Origin of the sequence: Streptomyces sp. NPDC001787 (assembly GCF_040297465.1) — a bacterium.
Classification (GTDB): Bacteria; Actinomycetota; Actinomycetes; order Streptomycetales; family Streptomycetaceae; genus Streptomyces.
Genome location: NZ_JBEOZE010000003.1, coordinates 144,270 through 161,427 on the forward strand (window position 1 = coordinate 144,270; position 17,158 = coordinate 161,427).

The 17,158-nt window shown below is 70.7% G+C and carries 12 protein-coding genes and 1 pseudogene; 6 read left to right on the forward strand and 7 right to left on the reverse strand.

Features of this window, described 5'->3' with window-relative positions; translation table 11 throughout:
* Positions 1-197 precede the first annotated feature (197 nt).
* Positions 198-1,817: a VWA domain-containing protein gene (locus ABT170_RS05615; RefSeq protein ID WP_351864305.1), complete on the forward strand. Its 1,620-nt coding sequence runs from the start codon at positions 198-200 to the stop codon at positions 1,815-1,817.
* On the opposite strand, the gene ABT170_RS05620 is transcribed toward ABT170_RS05615, so the two are convergent.
* Positions 1,751-2,992, reverse strand: a complete 1,242-nt coding sequence (locus tag ABT170_RS05620; RefSeq protein WP_502970483.1) for a sensor histidine kinase — start codon at positions 2,990-2,992, stop codon at positions 1,751-1,753. The genes ABT170_RS05615 and ABT170_RS05620 overlap by 67 nt on opposite strands.
* Before the next feature lie 41 nt (positions 2,993-3,033).
* Positions 3,034-3,687: a response regulator transcription factor gene (locus ABT170_RS05625; protein WP_329944939.1), complete on the reverse strand. Its 654-nt coding sequence runs from the start codon at positions 3,685-3,687 to the stop codon at positions 3,034-3,036.
* A gap of 213 nt (positions 3,688-3,900) precedes the next feature.
* Here ABT170_RS05625 and metG point away from each other — a divergent pair.
* A pseudogene (gene metG / locus ABT170_RS05630) lies at positions 3,901-5,516 on the forward strand (methionine--tRNA ligase).
* Between the two features lie 92 nt (positions 5,517-5,608).
* Here metG and ABT170_RS05635 read toward each other — a convergent pair.
* Both ABT170_RS05635 and aspS read right to left on the reverse strand, forming a co-directional pair.
* The gene (locus ABT170_RS05635) at positions 5,609-6,403 is read right to left on the reverse strand and encodes a L,D-transpeptidase family protein (protein ID WP_351864311.1); all 795 of its coding nucleotides are present in this window, start codon (positions 6,401-6,403) and stop codon (positions 5,609-5,611) included.
* A gap of 299 nt (positions 6,404-6,702) precedes the next feature.
* Positions 6,703-8,487, reverse strand: coding sequence for an aspartate--tRNA ligase (gene aspS, locus ABT170_RS05640; protein WP_329944622.1), 1,785 nt, complete (start codon positions 8,485-8,487; stop codon positions 6,703-6,705).
* 175 nt (positions 8,488-8,662) lie between these two features.
* Here aspS and ABT170_RS05645 point away from each other — a divergent pair, with 175 nt between their 5' ends.
* Complete coding sequence (locus ABT170_RS05645) at positions 8,663-10,816, forward strand: ATP-binding SpoIIE family protein phosphatase (protein ID WP_329944623.1); 2,154 nt, start codon at positions 8,663-8,665, stop codon at positions 10,814-10,816.
* Here ABT170_RS05645 and ABT170_RS05650 read toward each other — a convergent pair.
* The 3 genes from ABT170_RS05650 to ABT170_RS05660 form a co-directional block, all read right to left on the reverse strand.
* On the reverse strand, positions 10,802-11,926 hold the full coding sequence (locus ABT170_RS05650; protein WP_329944624.1) for an AI-2E family transporter: 1,125 nt from the start codon (positions 11,924-11,926) through the stop codon (positions 10,802-10,804). The genes ABT170_RS05645 and ABT170_RS05650 overlap by 15 nt on opposite strands.
* Before the next feature lie 78 nt (positions 11,927-12,004).
* Positions 12,005-12,961, reverse strand: coding sequence for a pirin family protein (locus tag ABT170_RS05655; RefSeq protein WP_329944625.1), 957 nt, complete (start codon positions 12,959-12,961; stop codon positions 12,005-12,007).
* A 141-nt stretch (positions 12,962-13,102) separates the two neighbouring features.
* Entirely contained in the window at positions 13,103-13,543 is a 441-nt protein-coding gene (locus ABT170_RS05660; RefSeq protein ID WP_266922271.1) for an SseB family protein, read from the reverse strand.
* Positions 13,544-13,710: 167 nt separating this feature from the next.
* Between ABT170_RS05660 and ABT170_RS05665 the strand changes: the two genes are divergently transcribed.
* From ABT170_RS05665 to ABT170_RS05675, 3 genes are all read left to right on the forward strand, one after another.
* Complete coding sequence (locus tag ABT170_RS05665) at positions 13,711-15,537, forward strand: acyl-CoA dehydrogenase (protein WP_329944626.1); 1,827 nt, start codon at positions 13,711-13,713, stop codon at positions 15,535-15,537.
* Positions 15,538-15,683: 146 nt separating this feature from the next.
* Positions 15,684-16,343 carry a hypothetical protein gene (locus tag ABT170_RS05670; protein ID WP_329944627.1) on the forward strand — a complete coding sequence of 220 codons (660 nt, stop codon included), beginning with the start codon at positions 15,684-15,686 and terminating at the stop codon, positions 16,341-16,343.
* An 84-nt stretch (positions 16,344-16,427) separates the two neighbouring features.
* The gene (locus ABT170_RS05675; RefSeq protein ID WP_351864318.1) at positions 16,428-17,096 is read left to right on the forward strand and encodes a hypothetical protein; all 669 of its coding nucleotides are present in this window, start codon (positions 16,428-16,430) and stop codon (positions 17,094-17,096) included.
* The last annotated feature ends 62 nt before the right edge of the window (positions 17,097-17,158 follow it).

Below are 17,158 nucleotides of genomic sequence, written 5' to 3' on the forward strand. Positions count from 1 at the left end.
CCGCTGCTCTCTTGATGATCCGCCGGGGCACCGGCACGGCCCGGCCGGAAATCGATCGCGGCTCAACCGTGCCGGGGGCGGGCCGCACCGCCGAACGGCCGGATCCGGCCGCTAACCTTACGTATCCGTCCTGGTCAGGGATCATTCTCCGCAGGTCGGACATTTACCGCACCCAACTCATGCGAAAGGCCTCGCCCATGGGCATTCGGAGCTTGCTGCGCAAGGTGTTCGGCCGAACGGAGCAGGACGAGCCGACCACGGCCACCGTCCCGCCCCAGGCCGAGCGCACCCCGCCCACGGAGTCGGAGCCGGAGACCACTTCGGCGGCCGCACCCGCGCCGGAAGCGAAGGCCTCGGTTCCTGCCCCGGCCTCGCCTTCCTCCACTTCCACCCTGACGTCGGTCTCCTCCGCCGCAGCCGGTTCGGGCTCCGGCTCCGCCACCGGTTCCGGTTCCGGTTCCGGTTCGGACTCCGGTTCCGGTTCCGGTTCCGCCGAGAGCGGGCTGGCCTCCGATCTGGTCGCGGCGGCCTTCGACAAGGCGGCCACCCCGACCGTCCCGGCCCAGGCTTCGTCCCCGGATCCGACGAAGCCGAAGGCCGGGCCCGTCGAGGCGGCCAAGGCCGACAGGACCCCGGACGCGGAGCCGGAGACCGCGCCGGAGCCGATCACGATCGACCTGGAGCCGGAACCGGAGGCCGAGGCCAGGCCCGCACCGGCCGCCGAGGCGCCGGCGCAGACAGCCGCCGGGGCCGAGGCAGCGGCAGAGGTCGAGGCCGGGGCCGAGGCAGGCGCAGAGGCCGAGCCCACGCCTGCGGTCACCGCCGAAGCCGACACCGAATCCGGCACCGAATCCGGCGCCGAGAGCGTCACCGAGCCGGAGCAGGCATCGGAGCCGGAGCCGGCTCTCCAGGCGGCGACCGAGCCCGTCGAGGCACCTGAAGCCGAGGCACCTGAAGCCGTCACGGCACCTGAGCCCGTCGAAACCCCGGACGCCCACGAGGCCGTCGAGGCCCCCGAGGCAGTCGAGGCTCCCGAGACCCCCCGAGCCGCCGAGCCCGCTGCCGCGCCGGAAGCACCCACCGCACCGGCCCCCGCCGACACGGCTGCACCCGCACCCGCACCCGGCAAGCCCGCCATCACCCTGGCCCGGGTCAAGTCGCGCGCCCCCCAGCTCGTCGCCCCGTACAAGGCGGCCCAGGCCGGGCTCAAGACGCACGGGCTGACGGGGCTCCGTGCCACCGTCTACCTGGTCCTGGACCGCTCGGGCTCCATGCGGCCGTTCTACAAGGACGGCAGCGCCCAGCACCTGGGCGACCGCGCCATGGCTCTCTCCGCGCACCTCGACGAGAGCGCCACCGTGCCCGTCGTCTTCTTCTCGACCGACATCGACGGCACCGGGACGATCGACCTCGCCGCCCACGAGGGCCGGGTCGACGAGCTCCACGCGGGTCTCGGCCGCCTGGGCCGTACCCACTACCACCGGGCCGTCGAGGAGGTCGTCGCGCACTACGAGAAGTCGGCGGCCACCGGCCCCGCACTGGTGATCTTCCAGACGGACGGCCCGCCGGACGCCAAGCAGGCGGCCAAGCAGGCGCTGGCCGAGGCCGCGCGGCTGCCGCTGTTCTTCCAGTTCGTCGCGTTCGGCGAGCAGGACGCGAAGGGCTTCGACTTCCTCCGGAAGCTGGACGCCGACAACGTCGGCTTCTTCCACGCGGGCCCGGCCCCGCGCGAGGTGACCGACGCCGAGCTCTACCGGGAGATCCTGGCCGGGCTGCCCGCCTGGATCGCGGCCCGCGAGACCGTGACCGGAGGCTGATCCACCGGTAGCCGTACGGTCACGGCGAGGCCGCCCTCCGGGCCCGGAACCGCCGTGACCGTACCGCCGTGGGCCTCAGCGATAGAACGTACGATCGAGAGACCGAGCCCGGACCCCGGACCCATCCGGTCCCGGCCCTCGCCCCGCCGGAACGGCTCGAAGAACCCCGGGATCTCCGCCTCGGCCACCATCGGGCCGGTGTTGCGCACCGCCAGGCACCCCTCCGCCGTCAGTGACACCTCCACCTGCCCGCCGGGCACGTTGTACGTCACGGCGTTGGCCAGCAGGTTGGTCACCAACTGGGCGAGCAGCAGCCGGTTGCCCCGCACGGTGCAGGGCCCGCTCACCACGGTCCGCACGTCGATCCCGTCCGCCTCCGGCCCGCCCTGGGCCCGGCGCGCCGCGCGCAGTCGGGAGTGCTGCCGGGCGGCCTCCTCCTCCACCACCCGGGCGAAGCCGACCGCCTCGCGCTCACCCGACGCCAGCCCGCGTTCGCTGCGGGCCAGCACCAGCAGCCCTTCGATGAGCCGCTCGCTGCGCCGGTTGGCGTCCAGGAGCATCTGCCGGGTCCGGACGAGATCCTCCGGGGTCGGGTCGTCCAGCCCCACCTGGATCGCCGCCCGCTGGGTCGCCAGCGGGGTCCGCAGCTCGTGCGAGGCATTGGCGATGAACCGCCGCTGGCTGTCGAACGCCTTCTCCAGCCGCGCCAGCAGCGCGTCGAGCGTCTCGCCCAGCTCCTTCAGTTCGTCGTCGGGGCCGCTGGACGCGATGCGCTCGTGCAGGGTGTGCTCGGAGAGCCGGCGGGCCTTCGCGGTCATCGCGTGGACGGGCCGCAGCACCCGCCCCGCGGTCCACCAGCCCACGCCGACCGCGCACGCCGTCATCACGAGCAGCGCGGCGACCGACCAGTACATGAGCTGCTGCCCGGCGGCGTCGCTGACATGGTCGGTGAGGTCGTAGACGGTGGGCGGTCCGAGCCGTCTACGGGTGATGAGGGGGCCGTTCACCGCGTAACCCGGCTGCACGACCGCCGCCGAGGAGGCGATGGCCCGCGCCTGGGAGTCCGTACCGGCGCGGGAGGCCAGGTTGACGGTGGCGAGCAGCGCCGTCCCGAGGACGAGGAACACCCCGCCGTACACGAGGGCGATGCGGGTCCGGATCGTGGAGCGCGGCATCCTCGCCGCGCCGGGCACCCGCGGGAGCCAGGGCCGCCGCCTCACAGGGCGTACCCGACGCCCTGCACGGTACGGATCAGCGCGGGCTCACCGAGCTTGCCGCGCAGCTTGCTCATGCAGACACGGACGGCCCCGGTGAACGGGTCGGCGTTGGCGTCCCAGGCCCGCTCCAGCAGCTCCTCCGCGCTGACGGTCCCGCCGTCGGCCTCCAGGAGCAGCTGGAGCACCGTGAACTCCTTCGGTGACAGATCCAGGTCCCGGCCGTCCCGGGACGCGGCCCGCCGTACGGTGTCGAGCCGGATTCCGTACCGCTCCAGCTGCGGCGGTACGGGCCTGGCGCTGCGCCGCCGCAGCGCGCGTACCCGTGAGACCAGTTCGGGGAACTCGAACGGCTTGGCCACGTAGTCGTCGGCGCCGAGGTCGAGCCCGGCGACGCGGTCCTCCATGGTCCCGGAGGCGGTGAGCATCAGGATCCTGGTCCGGGAGCCGGAGGCGACCAGTCTGCGGGCCACGTCGTCGCCGTGCACCCGGGGCAGATCGCGGTCGAGGACGACGACGTCGTAGTCGTGCAGCCCGAGATAGGCGAGCGCCGCGTCACCGCTGTACACCGTGTCGACCGCGAACCCGGCCCGGCGCAGCCCGGTCGCGACCAGCTCCGCCAGGATCTCCTCGTCCTCGGCGACAAGTACCCGCATCGTGATGTCCCCTGCCTCGTGCATGCGTGTCCACTCCCTCCCAGGATGCGTCTTAATTACCGGAAGGCATGTTTCGCAAAGCTCTCCACAGGCTGTCCACAGGCGCCCGGCACCTGCGGGGCGGCGCGCCCGGGGCGCTCAGCAGGCCCTTCCCGGCGCCGGCGGCGTTTATCGATGTGAGGGGAGCTCCCACGGGCCGTTAGGATTTCGACCATGGCGGCCACTGGATCCGAGAAGCAGGGGGCGAAGGCGTGAATTCCTTCTACGTATCGACCCCCATCTACTACGTCAACGACGCTCCTCACCTGGGCCACGCCTACACGACCGTCGCAGGCGACGTGCTCACCCGCTGGCACCGCCAGCGTGGCGAGAAGGTGTGGTACCTCACCGGCACGGACGAGCACGGTCAGAAGATCATGCGCACTGCCGAGGCGAACAACGTCACTCCGCAGGCTTGGTGCGACAAGCTCGTCGAAGAGGCGTGGAAGCCCCTCTGGGAGCATCTGAACATCGCGAACGACGACTTCATCCGTACGACGGAGAAGCGGCACACCGACCGTGTGCAGGAGTTCGTGCAGGACCTGTACGACAAGGACGAGATCTACAAGGGCGGGTACGAGGGCCCGTACTGCGTGGGCTGCGAGGAGTACAAGCTCCCGGGCGATCTCATCGAGGCCGAGGACGGCACGAAGCTGTGCCCGATCCACAAGAAGCCGGTGGAGATCCTCAAGGAGGAGAACTACTTCTTCAAGCTGAGCGAGTACGGCCCGAAGCTGCTGGAGTTCTACGCGGCCAACCCCGGCTTCATCCAGCCCGAGTCGGCCCGCAACGAGGTCGTCAACTTCGTCAAGCAGGGCCTTCAGGACCTGTCGATCTCCCGCTCGACCTTCGACTGGGGCGTCCCGGTGCCGTGGGACGAGAAGCACGTCATCTATGTGTGGATCGACGCGCTGCTCAACTACGCGACGGCGGTCGGCTACGGCGCCAACCAGGAGAAGTTCGACGGGACCTTCCCGGCCGATGTGCACCTGGTCGGCAAGGACATCCTGCGCTTCCACGCGGTCATCTGGCCCGCGATGCTGATGGCGCAGGGGCTTCCGCTGCCGGGCCGGATCGCGGCCAACGGCTGGCTGATGGTCGGCGGCGAGAAGATGTCGAAGTCGAACCTGACCGGCATCAAGCCGCAGGACCTGACCTCGCACTTCGGCGTGGACGCGTACCGCTGGTACTTCCTGCGCGCCATCGCGTTCGGCAGCGACGGCTCGTTCTCCTGGGAGGACTTCTCCGCCCGCTACACCTCCGAGCTCGCCAACGACTACGGCAACCTCGCCTCGCGCGTCGCCGCCATGGTCGGCAAGTACTTCGGCGGCGCGCTGCCGGAGGCCACGGCCGCCGGTGAGGCCGAGCGGGCCGTCCAGGAAGGTCTGGCGGCGGCGGTCACCGCGGCCGACCGGCTGATCGGCGAGGAGCTGGACTTCCAGGCGGGCATCCTGGCCATCTTCGACTTCGTGAAGCAGGTCAACGGCTACATCACGGAGCAGGAGCCGTGGAAGGTCGCCAAGGACACCTCCGCGGAGGGCCAGGCGCGGCTCGCGACGATCCTGTACACCGCCGCCGAGGCGCTGCGCGGGGTCGCGGTCCTGCTGAACGCCGTCATGCCGGACACCTCGCAGAAGCTGTGGGAGTCGCTGGGCGCCGAGGCGTCCCTGGGCGCCCTGGCCGGCCAGCGGGTCCAGGACGCGGGCACCTGGGGTCTGCTGCCCGCCGGTACGACCGTCACCAAGGGCGCGGTGCTGTTCCCGCGTCTGGAGGAGAAGCCGGCCGCCTAGGCTCTTCGTCCGGATCGGACAGCACAGGGGCCCGGGACCGATCACTCATCGGTCCCGGGCCCCTGTGCGCCGAGGTCTGCCGCGGCACGGTCTCAGCGCCCCAGCGCGGCGGCGTCGCCCATCACGATCACCGGCTTCTTCGCCGGGTCGAGGGTGAGCAGGAGTTCCTTCATCCGCTCCTCCGGGAGCGAGACACAGCCCTGGGTCGGTCCGCCGTGGTCCACATGGATCCAGATGCCGCCGCCACGCTCCAGACCGAGCGGCCGGGCGCGGTCCAGGGGACTGACGCCTTCCGCGCGGTTGTAGTTGATGGCGACCACGTAGTCGAAGGACCCCTCCAGGGGTTCGCCGAAGAACCCGTCGCCGCTCACCGCGAAGTGCGGCTGCTCGTCGTACGGCAGCCGTGAGCCGGGGTCGGGCAGCCTGCCGCCCGCGTCGGTGAGCGAGTAGACGCCGTTGGGGGACTTGAGGTCGCCCGAGACATGGAGGTCCGTCCACCCCTTCATCCCGTTGTGCGCGGGCCAGGGGGCGGTCAGCCTTCTCCAGCTCCTCGCCGGGGCGTCCCGGGTGTAGAGCGCGGCGGTGGCCCGGTGGGAGTCGGCGGCCTCGCCGGTCACCACGAACGCCTGGAGCGCGGTGGACGGGATCAGGGCCCTGGTCCCCGGGCCCAGGCCCGGGATCTCGGCGGGACGGGCGGGCGGTGCGGGGCTGGACGGGGCGGCACGCATGGCCTCCACCGCGGGTTCCGGGCCCGCCGCACCGCGCGGGGGACCGGCGGGCGAGGCGTCCGTGGCATCCGGGGCGACCATGGAGCAGCCGGTGAGGAGCAGGATCAGAAGGAGGATCGGGGCGGTGGAACGGAGGGACGGGCGGCGGGGGACGGACACGGTGGCGGGCTCCTCGGTGGTTCCGGCGGCCGGCACGGCACGGCACGGTGGTCTCAGGTGCCAGTCTTTGCCGGGCCCGGCCCGGCCGAATCCGGACCGGGGCCATCCGGCTGTACCGGTGACCGGGGCGGGACGGGCCCGAAGTCCACGTGCCCGTACGCGCCGGTGAGTTGGGTGCGCCGCAGTTCCCGCTCGTCGCCCGTCGGCCCCGCACGGCCCGTCACACACGGGGCCCCGCACAACGAAACAGTCCCCGATCAGGTGACCGGGGACTGTTTCACGTGAAACGGGCGCGGAGCCTACTTCTCGGTCTTGTCCTTCGAGGAGGCGACCGGCTTGCGCAGCTGGATGTTCAGCTCCCGCAGGCGGGTCTCGTCCAGCTCGGTGGGAGCGCCCATCATCAGGTCCTGGGCGTTGCCGTTGAGCGGGAAGGCGATCGTCTCGCGGATGTTCGGCTCGTCCGCGAGCAGCATCACGATGCGGTCGACGCCCGGGGCGATCCCGCCGTGCGGCGGGGCGCCGAGGCGGAAGGCGCGGAGCATGCCCGCGAACTCGTGCTCGACGGTCTCGCGGTCGTAACCGGCGATCTCGAAGGCCTTGAGCATCAGCTCGGGCTCGTGGTTACGGATGGCGCCGGAGGACAGCTCGATGCCGTTGCAGACGATGTCGTACTGCCAGGCGAGGATGTCCAGCGGGTCCTTCGTCTCCAGGTCCTCAAGTCCGCCCTGGGGCATCGAGAAGGGGTTGTGCGAGAAGTCGATCTTCCCGGTCTCCTCATCCTTCTCGTACATCGGGAAGTCGACGATCCAGCAGAACCGGAAGACGCCCTCCTCGAAGTTGCCGGACCGCTTGGCGGCCTCGACCCGGACGACCGACATGATCTTGGAGACCTCGTCGAACTCGCCCGCGCCGAAGAAGACCGCGTGGCCGGGGACCAGCGACAGCCGCTCGGTGAGGGTCTTGACGTCCGTCTCGGTGAGGAACTTGGCGATCGGACCGGCCAGCGTGCCGTCCTCGCCGACACGCACCCAGGCGAGGCCCTTGGCACCGTGCTCGACGGCGTAGGCACCGAGGCCGTCGAAGAACTTCCGGGACTGGCCCGCGGTGTCCGGCACCGGGAGGGCGCGGACGTGCTTGCCGGCGAACGCCTTGAACTCGGAGTCCGCGAAGATGTCGGAGATGTCGACCAGTTCCAGCTGGGCCCGCAGGTCCGGCTTGTCGTTGCCGTACTTCAGCATCGACTCGCGGAACGGGATGCGCGGGAACGGCGAGGTGACATGGCGGCCGTTGCCGAACTCCTCGAAGAGCTCGGTCATCAGCTTCTCGATCGGCCGGAAGATGTCCTCCTGCTCGACGAAGGACATCTCGACGTCGAGCTGGTAGAACTCGCCCGGCGAGCGGTCGGCGCGGGCGTCCTCGTCGCGGAAGCACGGCGCGATCTGGAAGTACCGGTCGAAGCCCGAGATCATCAGCAGCTGCTTGAACTGCTGCGGGGCCTGCGGCAGGGCGTAGAACTTGCCGGGGTTCAGCCGGGACGGGACCACGAAGTCACGGGCGCCCTCGGGAGAGGTCGCGGTGAGGATCGGGGTCGCCATCTCGTTGAAGCCGAGGGCGGTCATCTTGTGCCGGATCGCGGAGATGACGGCGGTGCGCAGCATGATGTTGCGGTGCATGCGCTCGCGGCGCAGGTCCAGGAAGCGGTACTCCAGACGCCGCTCCTCGTTGACCCCGTCCTCGGCGTTGATCGTGAAGGGCAGCGGGGCGGCCTCGCCCAGCACCTCGACCTCGGTGACCTCGATCTCGATCTCACCGGTCGGCAGCTCCGGGTTGACGTTGTCGGCGCCCCGGGCGGAGACCTTGCCGTCGATACGGACGACGGTCTCCTTGGTCAGCTTCGACAGGGCGTCGTTGCCGGGCGTGCCGGGGCGGGCGACGAGCTGCACCAGACCGTAGTGGTCGCGCAGATCGATGAAGAGGATGCCACCCAGGTCTCGGCGATTGTGCAGCCAGCCGCTCAGCCGGACGTCGGTGCCGACGTCAGAGGCGCGGAGCTCGCCGCAGGTGTGGGACCTGTACCGATGCATCGTCGTTCATCCAGTCTTCGCGGTTCGGGGTGGATTCAGCCACCCCAGGCTACCGCCCGCGCCCGCACCACTTCATTGCCTTTGACCGTTCAAGATCATCCGTAGGGGCCGCGGATGCCCGCGTACGGCCATCCCTCGGTGGCGTCGGCCGAGTACATCTTCCTAAAGTGGGGCAATGCGCACCGAGGAAATCCTGGCCGCGATCGCGACAGGTCTGTGGCGCTGGGACAACGCCGCCGGCACGGTCACCCTCGACGGGGAGGCGGCCCGGCTGCTCGGGCTGCCCGCCGAGCCCGGCGTCTACCGGGAGTCCGCGGTGCGCTCCCGTTTCCACCCGGTCGACTGGAACGAGATCTACGGGGTCGTCAATCTGGCGGTCGCCGAAGGCACCCTGGCCGAGGCCCGGCTGCGGATCGTGGACGAGCGGGGCCGGGTCCTGCGCACCGTACGCAGCAGGTCCAAGCCGACCTACCCGGCCGAGCACGGCGCCGAGAGCTATGTGCTGATGGGCACGCTCCAGGAGGTCGCCGAGCCCCAGCCGGGCGCCACCGCCGCGCACACCTCCATCACCGGGGACTGGCGCCGGTCCAGGGAGGCGTTCCTGCTGGACGCGGGGCGGGCACTGGCCGAGGCCCGATCCACCCAGGAGGTGCTGCGGGTCGCCGCCTCGCTCTCCATGCCGGGGTTCTCGCCGGACGGGCTCGCCGTCTTCGGCGCCGCCGGGGAGCGGCTGACCATCATCGGGCACCACGGGCACAGCACGGGGGACGAGGAACCGTTCACCGACATGCCGCTGGAGACCGACTACCCGGCCGCCGAGGTCGTCCGGACGGGGCGGGCCATCTATCTCCCCTCCCCCGACGACTACCGGAGCCGCTACCCGGCCACCTGGCCGCTCGCCCGCCGCTTCGGGCGCCAGTCCTGGGCCTTCCTGCCCCTGGTCTCCGCGGGCCGCACGATGGGGGCCTGGATGGCGGGGTTCCGGCACCCCGTGGCGTTCTCCCCCGACGAGCGCGCCGTGCTCACGACCGTCGCCCGGATGCTCGCGCAGGCGCTGGCCCGCGCCGGTGTCGCCGAGACCGAACGCGAACTGTCCCTGGGGCTCCAGCGCTCGATGATGCCGTCCCTGGGACCGGACATCCCCGGGATGACGGTGGCGGCGCGCTACATCCCGACCGGCGGCGGACTCCAGGTCGGCGGCGACTGGTACGACATGATCCCGCTGCCCACCGGCCGTATCGCGCTCGTCATCGGCGACGTCCAGGGCCATGACGTGCGGGCGGCCGGTCTGATGGGCCAGCTCCGCATCGCCCTGCGCGCCTACGCCTCCGAGGGGCACCGCCCCGACGCCGTGCTCTCCCGGGCCTCGCGCTTCCTCGCCGGACTCACCGAGGCGTACGAGGAGCCGGGCGACGGGGGCGGCGACGAAGCCACGGCTCCGCGCTTCGCGACCTGCCTGTACGCGGAAGTGGACCCGGTCGGCGGAACGCTCGACATCGCCCGTGCCGGTCATCCGGACCCGGTGGTGATCAGTGTCGACGGCACCGCGGTCATCCGGCAGACCGCGGGCGGGCTGCCGCTGGGCATCGAGGAGGACTCGGACTATCCGACGACCCGAGTGGTCCTGGAGCCCGGAGAAACGATCGTGCTGTGCACGGACGGGCTCATCGAGACCGGCGGGCACGACCTGGTCACCGGATGGACCCGGCTCCGGCCGGTTCTGGAACAGCCCGTCGACGACCTGGAGAAGCTCGCCGACGCCCTGGTCCAGGCCGTGCACGGGCCCACCTCGCACTACACGACGGGGCCTCTGGCGGACCGCCGCGAGGACGACATCGCGGTGCTGGTGCTCCGCCGCGAGAGCACCGCGGTCCGGGTCGCGCAGCCGCGCCGCACCGCGATGACGATCGCCCAGGCCGAGCCCGAGCGGGTCGCCGTCGCCCGGCAGCAGCTGCGGGAACTCCTGCACGACTGGGCCGACCCGGACCAGGTCGACTCGGCGGTCCTGATGCTCTCGGAGATGGCCACCAATGTCCTGGTCCACACGGACGGCGACGCGCTGATGGTCGCCGAGGCGGCCGGTGGGCGGGGCGGGCGGCGGCTCCGTGTCGAGGTGGCCGACGCCAGCGACGAACTGCCGCACAAGCGGCGGCCCGGCGAGATGGCCTCCAGCGGACGGGGGCTGGTGCTCATGGAGATGCTGGCGGACTCATGGGGGGTCGACCCGCGGGGCGAGGGCAAGTCGATCTGGTTCGAGCTGTACGAGTCGGCCGGGCCGGGAAAGGACGCGGACGGGCAGGCGCCGGGTGACGGCTCAGGCGCCGGGTGACGGCTCGGGGGCGCTGCCCGGCGGGCCGGACGGTCCGGGCTGGTCCGGCTCCGTCGCGGTGTCCGAGGGTCCCCCGTGCCCCCTTCTCAGTTCCCCGATCACACCGAAGGCCGCCGCGCACAGCGGTACCGCCAGCAGCATTCCCAGCAGCCCGGCGACACTGGCGCCCGCGGTCAGCGCGACCATGATCATGGCCGGGTGCATCTGGACCGTACGGCTCTGGATCATCGGCTGGAGTACGTGGCCCTCCAGCACCTGGACCGCGAGCACGACCCCCAGCGCCCAGAGGGCGATGACGAGGCCCCGGTCGGCGAGGGCGACCAGGACGGCGACGGCGCCGGAGATGAAGGCCCCGAGATACGGGATGTACGCGCCGACGAAGACCAGCGCCCCCAGCCCCACCGCGCCGGGCACCTCCAGGACCAGCAGGCCGACCGTGATGCACAGGGCGTCGATCAGCGCGATGAACGTGGTGCCGCGCATGAAGCCCTCGACCGCCTCGAAGGCCCGCCGCCCCATGGCCTCCACCAGCTCCCCGGTGCCGCGCGGGGCGATGGAGTGGGCGAGGTTCACGGCACGGTCGGAGTCGCGAAGGAAGAAGAAGGTCAGCAGCAGGGCGAGCACACTGGTCGCCAGCAGCGATCCGACCAGGCTGATTCCGCTGAGCAGCCCGCCCGCCGCGCTCGCGCCGAACTTCTCGACGAAGGTCTTGGCGTTGTCGGCGAGGCTGTTCACGTTCGCGTCCTCGGCGATGCCGAAGTGGTCGACCACCCACTGCCCGGCGTCCTTCAGCGAGGCGACGATCTGATCGCCGCTGTCGATGAGCGCGGTGACGACGATGTAGCCGGCTCCGCCGACCACCGCGACGAGCGCGGCGCAGGTCAGACCGGCGGCAAGGGAACGATTCAGCTTACGGGCGATCAGCCAGCGGTGGACGGGGCCGAGCAGCGCCGTACCGAGCAGGGCGAGCAGCACGGGCGTGATCGCGGTCTTGAAGACGATGCACAGCCAGATGGCGACCGCTGCGACACCGGTGACCAGCAGGACGACACCGCACCAGGCGGCCGTGCGCCGCGCGGTGTCGGGCAGGAGGGGCTTTTGGGTATGCACCCTCCCACCCGATCACAGCGGGAGCCCGTCGGCCCACCCGCACCTCCGTACGAGTGAGCAAACGTCGCATGGCGAACGTCACATACCGTGGACCGCGGGCACGGTGCCGAGACGGCCGGCCTGGAAGTCCTCGAAGGCCTGCTTCAGCTCGGCCTGGCTGTTCATCACGAACGGCCCGTAGTGCGCCATCGGCTCGCGGATCGGACGGCCGCCGAGAAGGACGACCTCCAGGTCCGGGGCGTGGGCGTCCTGCTGCTCGTCCGCGCGGACGGTCAGCGAGGAACCGCTGCCGAACACCGCGGTCTGCCCCATGTGGACAGGGCGGCGCTCCGTACCGGCGGTGCCGCGGCCGGCCATCACGTACGCGAGTCCGTTGAAGTCCTCGCGCCAGGGCAGTGTCACCTCGGCGCCCGGCCGGACGGTCGCGTGGATCATGGTGATCGGCGTGTGCGTGATACCCGGGCCCTCGTGCCCGTCGAGCTCACCGGCGATGACACGCAGCAGCGCGCCGCCGTCCGGGGAGGCGAGGAGCTGGACCTGGCCGCCGCGGATGTCCTGGTAGCGGGGGGCCATCATCTTGTCGGCCTTGGGCAGGTTCACCCAGAGCTGGAGGCCGTGGAAGAGGCCGCCGGACATGACGAGGGACTCCGGCGGGGCCTCGATGTGCAGGAGGCCGGAGCCGGCCGTCATCCACTGGGTGTCCCCGTTGCGGATGGTGCCGCCGCCGCCGTTGGAGTCCTGGTGGACGAAGGTTCCGTCGATCAGATAGGTGACGGTCTCGAAGCCGCGGTGCGGGTGCCAGGGGGTGCCCTTCGGCTCCCCGGCCTCGTACTCCACCTCGCCCATCTGGTCCATCATGATGAACGGGTCGAGGTACTTGTAGTTGATCCCCGCGAACGCGCGGCGCACCGGGAAGCCCTCGCCCTCGAACCCGCTCGGCGCGGTCGTGACGGCGAGCACGGGACGGGCCGCGGCGTCGCCCGGGGCGGCGACCTTGGGCAGGGTCAGCGGGTTTTCGACGGTCACTGCGGGCATGGAAGCCACCTCCGGGCGAGTGTTCTGCGTCCAATTTAGTTGAACAGTGAACATCTCGCAAGGCGGCTTTCATTCCCGGGCAGCGAGAAGGCCCGCACCACGAGTGGTGCGGGCCCTCCCCGCGCTGTCCGGCGGAGGCGATCAGCCGTACATGCGGCGCATCGCGAAATCGACCATCTGCTCCACCGCCTTGGCGTCGAAGACCATCCGGTGATCGCCCTCCATGTCCAGGACGAAGCCGTACCCCGTCGGCAGCAGATCGATCACCTCGGCGCCGGTGATCACGAAGTACTTGGACTCCTTGCCCGCGTACCGCCGCAACTCCTTGAGCGTGGTGAACATCGGGATCACCGGCTGCTGGGTGTTGTGGAGGGCGAGGAAGCCGGGATTGTCGCCGCGCGGGCAGTAGACCTTCGACGTGGCGAAGATCTGCTGGAAGTCCTCGGCGGACAGCGAGCCGGTGGTGAAGGCCCGTACCGCATCGGCCAGGGAGGGCGGCGAAGGCTCGGGATACAGCGGCTGCTCGGCGTAACCGCCGGCCATCTGCTGCTGTGCACCCTGGTTCTGGTCGTAGCCGTACATGCCGCAAAGAGTAATCGGACACATCTGCGCCTTGAGGGGTTGCGCCTTATTACTGACGGGTAGCATCATCGGAGAGGTCAGCTGATACACCCACGCCGGCCTGCCGCCCGACCCGCATCACTCCCCGGGGCGCTGTGCGCCACTGCTATTGATTACGGAGCCTTCCCATGGGGCACTACAAGTCGAATCTCCGCGACATCGAGTTCAACCTCTTCGAGGTCCTCGGGCGCGACAAGGTCTACGGCGCCGGCCCGTTCGCGGAGATGGACGTCGAAACCGCGAAGAGCATCCTCGACGAGGTCAACCGCCTCGCGGAGAACGAGCTCGCCGACTCCTTCGCCGACGCCGACCGCAACCCGCCGGTCTTCGACCCGGAGACCAACACCGCACCGGTCCCGGAGAGCTTCAAGAAGTCGTACCAGGCCTTCATGGACTCCGAGTACTGGCGCCTGGGGCTGCCCGAGGAGATCGGCGGCACCACCTCCCCGCGCTCCCTGATCTGGGGCTACGCGGAGCTGCTGCTCGGTGCGAACCCGGCCGTCTGGATGTACTCCTCCGGCCCGGCGTTCGCCGGCATCCTCTTCGACGAGGGCAACGAGGCGCAGAAGAAGATCGCGGAGATCGCCGTCGAGAAGCAGTGGGGCTCGACGATGGTGCTGACCGAGCCGGACGCCGGTTCCGACGTCGGCGCCGGGCGCACCAAGGCCGTGGAGCAGGAGGACGGCTCCTGGCACATCGACGGGGTGAAGCGCTTCATCACGTCGGGCGAGCACGACATGTCCGAGAACATCATTCACTACGTGCTGGCCCGCCCCGAGGGCGCCGGCCCCGGCACGAAGGGCCTCTCGCTCTTCATGGTCCCGAAGTTCCACTTCGACTGGACCACCGGCGAGCTGGGCGAGCGCAACGGTGTGTACGCGACGAACGTCGAGCACAAGATGGGCCTCAAGGCGTCCAACACCTGCGAGATGACGTTCGGCGACCAGCACCCCGCCAAGGGCTGGCTGATCGGCGACAAGCACGATGGCATCCGCCAGATGTTCCGCATCATCGAGTTCGCCCGCATGATGGTCGGCACGAAGGCCATCGCGACCCTCTCCACCGGCTATCTGAACGCGCTGGAGTACGCCAAGGAGCGCGTCCAGGGCACGGACCTGTCGCAGTTCATGGACAAGACGGCGCCCAAGGTCACCATCACGCACCACCCCGACGTGCGCCGCTCGCTCATGACCCAGAAGGCGTACGCCGAGGGCATGCGCTCCCTCGTGCTGTACACCGCCTCCGTCCAGGACGCGATCCAGGAGAAGGAGGCCGCGGGCGAGGACGCCAAGGCGCTGCACGGCCTCAACGACCTGCTGCTCCCGATCGTGAAGGGCTACGGCTCCGAGAAGTCGTACGAGCAGCTGGCGCAGTCGCTCCAGACGTTCGGCGGCTCCGGGTACCTCCAGGAGTACCCGATCGAGCAGTACATCCGTGATGCCAAGATCGACACCCTGTACGAGGGCACCACGGCGATCCAGGGCCAGGACTTCTTCTTCCGGAAGATCGTCCGCGACCAGGGCGCCTCGCTGAACGCCCTCTCCGAGGAGATCAAGAAGTTCCTCTCGGGCGCACAGGGCAACGAGGAGCTGGCGAGCTCGCTGGACTCCCTCGCCAAGGCCGCCGTGGACCTGGAGGCGATCGTCGGCGCGATGATCACCGACCTCACCGCGACCGGCGAGGACGTCAAGAACATCTACAAGGTGGGCCTCAACACCACCCGCCTGCTGCTGGCCTCCGGCGATGTCGTCGTCGGCTACCTGCTGCTCAAGGGCGCGGCCGTGGCGGCCGAGAAGCTGCCGACCGCCTCCGCGAGGGACATCGCCTTCTACCAGGGCAAGATCGCCGCCGCGAAGTTCTTCGCCGCGAACATCCTGCCCGGCGTCTCGGCCGAGCGCGCGCTCGCCGAGTCCGTCGACAACTCGCTGATGGAGCTGGACGAGGCCGCGTTCTAGGCCGCGTCCCTCCGCTCCTCCCGCGGTCCGGCACACCGGCTCCGGTTCCGGCCGCACTCCGGCACCGAATCGATACGGCCCGCCCCCTGCTCCGGGGGCGGGCCGTATCTATGATCGGCATCCAGGTCCGAGGGGGAGGTTCATTCGTGAGTGCCAAGGGTTCGGCCCCGCGAAGGTGGTCCGTACGGTGTGCGGCGGCCGGAGCGGCGGCGCTGCTGCTCACCGGCTGCGGCGGCGGTGACAAAGGCAGCGACGGCAAGGCGACGGCGCTCGACAAGTCCCAGGTGGCGGCGCTGCTGCCGGACCAGGACGCGATGCCGGGCTGGAAGCGCAGCGGGGACTCCTCGACCGCGCCGATGAACGACCTCGCCAAGAGCAACATCTGCCCCAACAAGGGCCACGCCGGGTGCGAGGACTCCAGCTACATGGGCTCCGTCTCCTTCGAGCGCGAGGACCGGGAGGCCGCGGTCCGGTTCTGGCTGGTCGCGTTCGAGGACGAGAAGGCCGCCGACGCCGCCTACGACGTCCTGTGGAAGGCGACCGCGCGCACGAACGGCGGCGAGAAGGCCGACCTGGGCACCGTGGGCGACGAGCGTGACGCCCGTACCGGACCCCAGGGGTACAGCGGCGCCCACAGCGTCACCGGGCAGATCCGGGTGGGCACGACGGTGCTGTGGGCGGCCACGGACGCCCCCAGCGAGGCCAAGCTGGACAAGGGCCTCGCCAAGGACCTCGCGGCCCTGTTCGCGCAGCGGTCGCAGCAGGCGCAGGACGGCGACGAGCCGTCGGCGGGGCTCGGCTCGTAGAGCCCGGCGGGAACGCGCAGGAAAACGGGATCACTCGTCCGGACCGGTCGTCCGGACCACTCGTCCAACGGGGGCAGGGACACGATGGCGAAGCGGCGACGGTACGTGCGGGGCGGCGCGGCGGCGGGAGCGGCGGCGGTGCTGCTCACCGGGTGCGGCGGCGGTGACGGGGGCGGGGCGCGGGCCGCGGCGCTCGACCGGAAGCAGGTCGAGTCGGTCCTGCCGGACGCGGCGGCCGTACCGGGCTGGCGGACCCACCTGGAGCCGGGGGCCCTGAAGCCGGACCCGGAGTTCCCGCCCTCGGTGTGCCGTGTCACCGAGGAGAAGAAGGCGGACGAGATCTGCCTGGGCGCCACCTCCTGGGGTGCCTCCGCCTACGCACGGACGTCCGACAGGACCTCGCTCAACTTCTGGGTGCTCGCCTACAAGGACGAGAAGGCCGCCGGCACCGCGTACGACGCCCTGGCGAAGTGGTACGGCGGCGACCGGGTGGGGGTGGGCGCGCGGAAGGTGGGCCTCGGCGACCTCGGCGACCAGCGTCTGGCGAACCGTGCCGACGTGGGCACCATGGGCGGTCCGGCGACGATCGCGCAGGTCCGGGTCGGTACTGCCGTGCTCGGCATCAGCACGGGCACCACCGGCGAGGACGAGACCTCCGACCGCGATCTCACCGCGTTCAGCGGCATGTTCGCCAAGCGTGCGCAGCAGGCGCAGGACGGCGGGAAGCCCTCGGCGAAGCTTCCCTCACGGTAGGCACACGCGGGGCGCACGTACCGCACACGCGGAGCGCATGATCGGCATGCACCACCCTCGGC

Coding starts and splice junctions, on each gene's coding strand:
- ABT170_RS05625 (WP_329944939.1), bottom strand. CDS start 3,687: ATGCGGGTACTTGTCGCCGAGGACGAGGAGATCCTGGCGGAGCTGGTC.
- ABT170_RS05620 (WP_502970483.1), bottom strand. CDS start 2,992: ATGCCGCGCTCCACGATCCGGACCCGCATCGCCCTCGTGTACGGCGGG.
- ABT170_RS05660 (WP_266922271.1), bottom strand. CDS start 13,543: ATGTACGGCTACGACCAGAACCAGGGTGCACAGCAGCAGATGGCCGGC.
- ABT170_RS05675 (WP_351864318.1), top strand. CDS start 16,428: ATGGCGAAGCGGCGACGGTACGTGCGGGGCGGCGCGGCGGCGGGAGCG.
- aspS (WP_329944622.1), bottom strand. CDS start 8,487: ATGCATCGGTACAGGTCCCACACCTGCGGCGAGCTCCGCGCCTCTGAC.
- ABT170_RS05615 (WP_351864305.1), top strand. CDS start 198: ATGGGCATTCGGAGCTTGCTGCGCAAGGTGTTCGGCCGAACGGAGCAG.
- ABT170_RS05645 (WP_329944623.1), top strand. CDS start 8,663: ATGCGCACCGAGGAAATCCTGGCCGCGATCGCGACAGGTCTGTGGCGC.
- ABT170_RS05665 (WP_329944626.1), top strand. CDS start 13,711: ATGGGGCACTACAAGTCGAATCTCCGCGACATCGAGTTCAACCTCTTC.
- ABT170_RS05655 (WP_329944625.1), bottom strand. CDS start 12,961: ATGCCCGCAGTGACCGTCGAAAACCCGCTGACCCTGCCCAAGGTCGCC.